The organism is Roseateles sp. P5_B10 (genome assembly GCF_056400485.1).
Genome location: NZ_JBFULE010000475.1, coordinates 1 through 4,126 on the forward strand (window position 1 = coordinate 1; position 4,126 = coordinate 4,126).

Annotated in this window: 6 protein-coding genes; 2 read left to right on the forward strand and 4 right to left on the reverse strand. The window is 67.4% G+C overall.

Translation table 11 applies throughout. From position 1 onward, the window contains the following. Both AC1DU6_RS22175 and AC1DU6_RS22180 read left to right on the forward strand, forming a co-directional pair. Positions 1–1,100 (forward strand): heterodisulfide reductase-related iron-sulfur binding cluster (locus AC1DU6_RS22175; RefSeq protein ID WP_477859643.1); only part of this gene is annotated, 1,100 nt, incomplete at its 5' end. Beyond that, positions 1,097–1,672 carry a DUF3501 family protein gene (locus AC1DU6_RS22180; RefSeq protein ID WP_457323617.1) on the forward strand — a complete coding sequence of 192 codons (576 nt, stop codon included), beginning with the start codon at positions 1,097–1,099 and terminating at the stop codon, positions 1,670–1,672. The genes AC1DU6_RS22175 and AC1DU6_RS22180, both read left to right, overlap by 4 nt. Before the next feature lie 3 nt (positions 1,673–1,675). Here AC1DU6_RS22180 and AC1DU6_RS22185 read toward each other — a convergent pair whose 3' ends face one another. From AC1DU6_RS22185 to AC1DU6_RS22200, 4 genes are all read right to left on the reverse strand, one after another. Further along, a complete protein-coding gene (locus tag AC1DU6_RS22185) occupies positions 1,676–1,867 on the reverse strand; it encodes a hypothetical protein (RefSeq protein ID WP_457323618.1) in 192 nt (63 codons plus the stop codon). Beyond that, positions 1,864–2,082 carry a DUF2788 domain-containing protein gene (locus tag AC1DU6_RS22190; RefSeq protein WP_056193383.1) on the reverse strand — a complete coding sequence of 73 codons (219 nt, stop codon included), beginning with the start codon at positions 2,080–2,082 and terminating at the stop codon, positions 1,864–1,866. Before AC1DU6_RS22190 ends, AC1DU6_RS22185 begins: the two co-directional genes overlap by 4 nt. Positions 2,083–2,085: 3 nt before the next feature. Next, the gene (locus tag AC1DU6_RS22195; RefSeq protein WP_477859646.1) at positions 2,086–2,877 is read right to left on the reverse strand and encodes a DUF2189 domain-containing protein; all 792 of its coding nucleotides are present in this window, start codon (positions 2,875–2,877) and stop codon (positions 2,086–2,088) included. Positions 2,878–2,980: 103 nt separating this feature from the next. Further along, a partial coding sequence (locus tag AC1DU6_RS22200; RefSeq protein ID WP_477859648.1) for an ACT domain-containing protein occupies positions 2,981–4,126 on the reverse strand: 1,146 nt, incomplete at its 5' end.

The following is a 4,126-nucleotide window of genomic DNA, read 5'->3' on the forward strand; positions in this document are numbered from 1 at the left end:
ATCTGTGCGACCTCTGCTACATGACCAAGTGCCCCTATGTGCCGCCGCACCCGTGGAATGTCGACTTCCCGCACACCATGCTGCGTGCCAAGGCGATCAAATTCGGCAAGGGCGAGGTCGGCGGCGGCGAGAAGTTCCTGGCCTCCACCGACGTGCACGGCCAGTTCGCCGGCATTCCCATCGTTGTGCAGGTTGCCAACGCCGTGAACCGCACGAAGTTCGCGCGCAAGCTGATGGACAAGCAGTTGGGCGTGCACCCTGATGCCTGGCTGCCGGCGCTGGCGACGCAGCGCTTTCGCTGGAGCGCGCCCAAGGCGCAGACGCAAGTCGTCACCAACGGCGAGCGCACGCCGGGCAAGGTGGCCATCTTCTCGACCTGCTACGTCAACTACAACGAGCCCGGCATCGGCTTTGACCTGCTCAAGGTGCTGGAGCACAACGCCATTCCCTATGTCCTCGTCGAAAAGGAAGCCTGCTGCGGCATGCCCAAGCTGGAGCTCGGCGACCTGGCCACGGTGGAGAAGCACAAGACGGCCAACATCGCCACGCTGGCGCCCTATGCCAAGRACGGCTTTGCCATCCTGTCGGCCATCCCAAGCTGCACGCTGATGTTCAAGCAGGAGCTGCCGCTGATGTTTCCTGAGGAAAAGGCGGTGAGGCTTGTGCAGGACGCGATGTGGGACCCGTTCGAATACCTCGTCGCCCGCCACAAGGACGGCTTGCTGCGGACCGATTTCAAGCAAGCCCTGGGCAGGGTGTCATACCACGTACCCTGCCACGGCCGGGTGCAGAAGATCGGCCGCAAGACCGAGGAAATGTTCAGGCTGATCGGCCGGAGCGTGGAGGTCAAGCTCAACACCGTCGAGCGCTGTTCGGGCCATGCGGGCACCTATGGCGTGAAGACGCCCACTCACCCGGTCGCGATGAAGATCGGCAAGCCGGTGTTCAAGGCCATGGCCAAGGACGAGCCCGACTTCATCGCCAGCGACTGTGCGCTGGCCGGCCACCACATCGCCCAGGGCATGGCGCAGGCCGGCACGCCGGCCAAGGCCCTGGCTCACCCACTGACCTTGATGCGTACTGCTTACGGCTTGCCATGATCACCAAAGACAGCCTGATGACGCTGGAGGCCTATGCGAAGTTCCGCAAGACCGAGAAGGGTTCAATCGTCGCCCACCGCCGGCTGCGCAGCGTGCAGCTGGGCGAGCACCTGAACCTGCAGTTCGAGGACGAGCGCACCATTCGCTACCAGATCCAGGAGATGCTGCGCATCGAGAAGATCTTCGAGGAAGAGGGTATCCAGAGTGAGATCGATGCCTATGCGCCGCTGGTGCCCGACGGCACGAACTGGAAGGGGACGCTCCTCATCGAATATCCCGACCCCAACGAACGCAAGCGGGAGCTGGCGCGGCTGATCGGCGTGGAGGACCGGATGTTCATCGAGGTGGAGGGCCAGCCGCGCGTCTATGCCATCGCCGACGAGGACCTGGACCGCGAGAACGACGAGAAGACCTCGGCCGTGCACTTCGTGCGCTTCGAGCTCACACCGGCCATGCGGCAGGCGCTCAAGGCGGGCGCGAGCGTGAAGCTCGGCTGCGATCACACCCACTACCCCGCACACGTGCAGATCACGCCCGAGACACTGGCCAGCCTTGCCGGTGATCTGGCGTGACGCTCAGGTCGCCACGTAGCGGCCGGGTCGGTGGTTGATGGCCAGGGCCGCGTTGATGGCCGCCATGCCCAGCAGCGACAGGCCGATGCGATCCAGCGGCACCAGCGCGGCGAACAGCGTGCCGGTGAGCAGGGCCTGGGCGTCCTCGAAATGGCTGTGCTTCAAGGTGCGGCTTGCCGCAGAGGGCGGCTTCATCCGATGGCTCCGGACAGGAAGTACTTGATGACGCCCTTGGCCGCGAAGCCGACAAGGCCGAAGCCCAGGCCCAGCAGCAGCACGAAGGTGCCGAAGCGACCCGCCTTGGACTCGCGCGCCAGCTGCAGGATGATGAACACCATGTAGAGCATGAAGGCGCCAACCCCGAAGGTCAGGCCGAACTGCGCGATCTCGGCTTCGGTGTAGCCCCACATGGTTCAGTCCCGGCGGGTGACAAGGTCGCGGTAGGCGTGCCAGCTCGCGTGGCCCAGCCAAGGCACGACGAGGATCAGGCCCAGCAGCGCGGTGGCCATGCCCAGCAGCGTCAATGCGAGGAGGAGGGCGGCCCAGAGCGCCATGGGGGCGGGGTGCGCCAGCACGACCTTCCAGCTCGTGAACACCGCGCCGAGCACGCCCAGCTTGTGCGGAGGCAGGTCTACCAGCGCCGGGATGGCCACGACGGTGGATGCGAAAACCGGCGCGGCGAGCACCGCACCCAGCATGAGCCAGGTCTCGAAGAGCCGGGATTCGTCGTTCATCACGACCTTGAGCAGGAAGTCGCGCGGGCTGTGGATGGGGTCGGCGGCAAAGCCGGTCACGAAGGCCGCGGAGCACAGCACCCAGCCCGTGCCGGCGAAGGCCAGCAGCACGCCGAAGACGATGAGCCGGCCGTCGCGCGGGCGCCAGGCGTCGCGCACCGTGCGCCAGCCGGGTTGCCCGCCCCGGTCCAGCTCGCGGCTGAGCGCGTACAGGCCGGTGGCCAGGATGGGCGCGACGATGAGGAAGCCGGTGAAGGCGCCCGCCAGCAACCAGAAGCGGTCTCGCGCCAACGCGAAGAGCAGGGCGCCGAACGCGGCCATGACCAGGCCGTGGGCGAGCGAGGCCAGCGGCGCCTGCCACAGGTCCTGCCAGCCGCGCGCGAGCCAGCCCAGCGGGCGCAGCACGGGAATGGGACGGACGCCGAAGGCCTGGGACTCCCTCAGGGCCTGTTCGCTGTAGCGGTTGGGCATGGCGGTGCCAAGTGTGGCGTGCCCGGACGCCGGCTGCCTTGATGCGGCTCAAGCCGTGCTGCGTTGGGCGGCCACGGCAGCGAAGCCGGTAGGGGTGGGCTGGTCAGGCCGGCAGCGACACCGCGTCCAGCAGCTCGCTCTCGATCTGCAGCTGGGCCTTGTTCTGCTGGAGTGCCGGGCCGTCGAGCAAGAACGTGTCTTCCACGCGCTCGCCCAGCGTCGAGATCTTGGCCAGCTGCAGGTTGATGCCGTGTCGCGCCAGCACACGGGCGATGGCGTAGAGCAGGCCGGCGCGGTCGCTGGTGGAGATGGTCAGCAACCAGGCCGTCGCGCGCTCGTCCGGGCGCAGTGAGATGCGCGGCGTGTAGGGGAAGCTCTTGACGCGGCGCGAGAGGCGCCCGCGCCGCGGCTCGGGCAGTGGGCCGCCGGTCTGCAGCGCCGCGCTGAGCTTCTGCTCCACCAGCGGCACGAGGTCGCGGTGGTGCACGTCGGCCTCGGGGCGGATGACCTGGAAGGTGTCCAGCGCATAGCCCTTGCGTGTCGTGTGCACCTTGGCATCGAGGATGCTGAAGCCGGCACCGTCGAAATAGCCGCAGATGCGGGCGAACAGGTCCTGCTGGTCGGGTGCGTAGACCAGGACCTGCAGGCCCTCGCCGATGGGCGAGGGACGCGCGCGCACGACGGGCACTTGAGTCTCGACATGGCGCCACAGCGAACGCGCGTGCCAGGCAAGCTCGGCGCCTTCATGGCGCGCGAAGTAGCTGATGGCCAGCGTCTTCCACAGCGGCTCCTCGGTACCGGGGAGCTGGGAGTGCAGGGCCAGGTCCTGGCGGGCCTCGGCCTTGCGTGCCTCGATCTCGGCGTCGAGGTTGATCTTGGCTCCACCCAAGGCCCGTAGTGTGATGCGGTAGAGGTCCTCGAGCAGCTTGCCCTTCCAGGCATTCCAGACCTTGGGGCTGGTGCCGCGGATGTCGGCGACGGTCAGCAGGTACAGCGCCGTCAGGCGACGCACGTCACCGACCTTGGCGGCGAAGGCGGCGATAACGTCGGGGTCGGACAGGTCTTCCTTCTGCGCCACGCGCGACATCGTCAGGTGGTGCTCGACGAGGAAGACGCACATGGCCRTGTCCTCCGCGTTCAACCCATGCTGGCGGCAGAAGCGCTTCACCTCGGTGGCGCCGAGCTCCGAGTGGTCGCCGCCGCGGCCCTTGGCCACATCGTGGAAGAGGGCGGCGATATAGAGCAGCTC

What these genes read in the sequence shown, in the direction of transcription:
- AC1DU6_RS22180 (WP_457323617.1), top strand. Translation starts at nt 1,097, where the DNA reads ATGATCACCAAAGACAGCCTGATGACGCTGGAGGCCTATGCGAAGTTC.
- AC1DU6_RS22185 (WP_457323618.1), bottom strand. Translation starts at nt 1,867, where the DNA reads ATGAAGCCGCCCTCTGCGGCAAGCCGCACCTTGAAGCACAGCCATTTC.
- AC1DU6_RS22190 (WP_056193383.1), bottom strand. Translation starts at nt 2,082, where the DNA reads ATGTGGGGCTACACCGAAGCCGAGATCGCGCAGTTCGGCCTGACCTTC.
- AC1DU6_RS22195 (WP_477859646.1), bottom strand. Translation starts at nt 2,877, where the DNA reads ATGCCCAACCGCTACAGCGAACAGGCCCTGAGGGAGTCCCAGGCCTTC.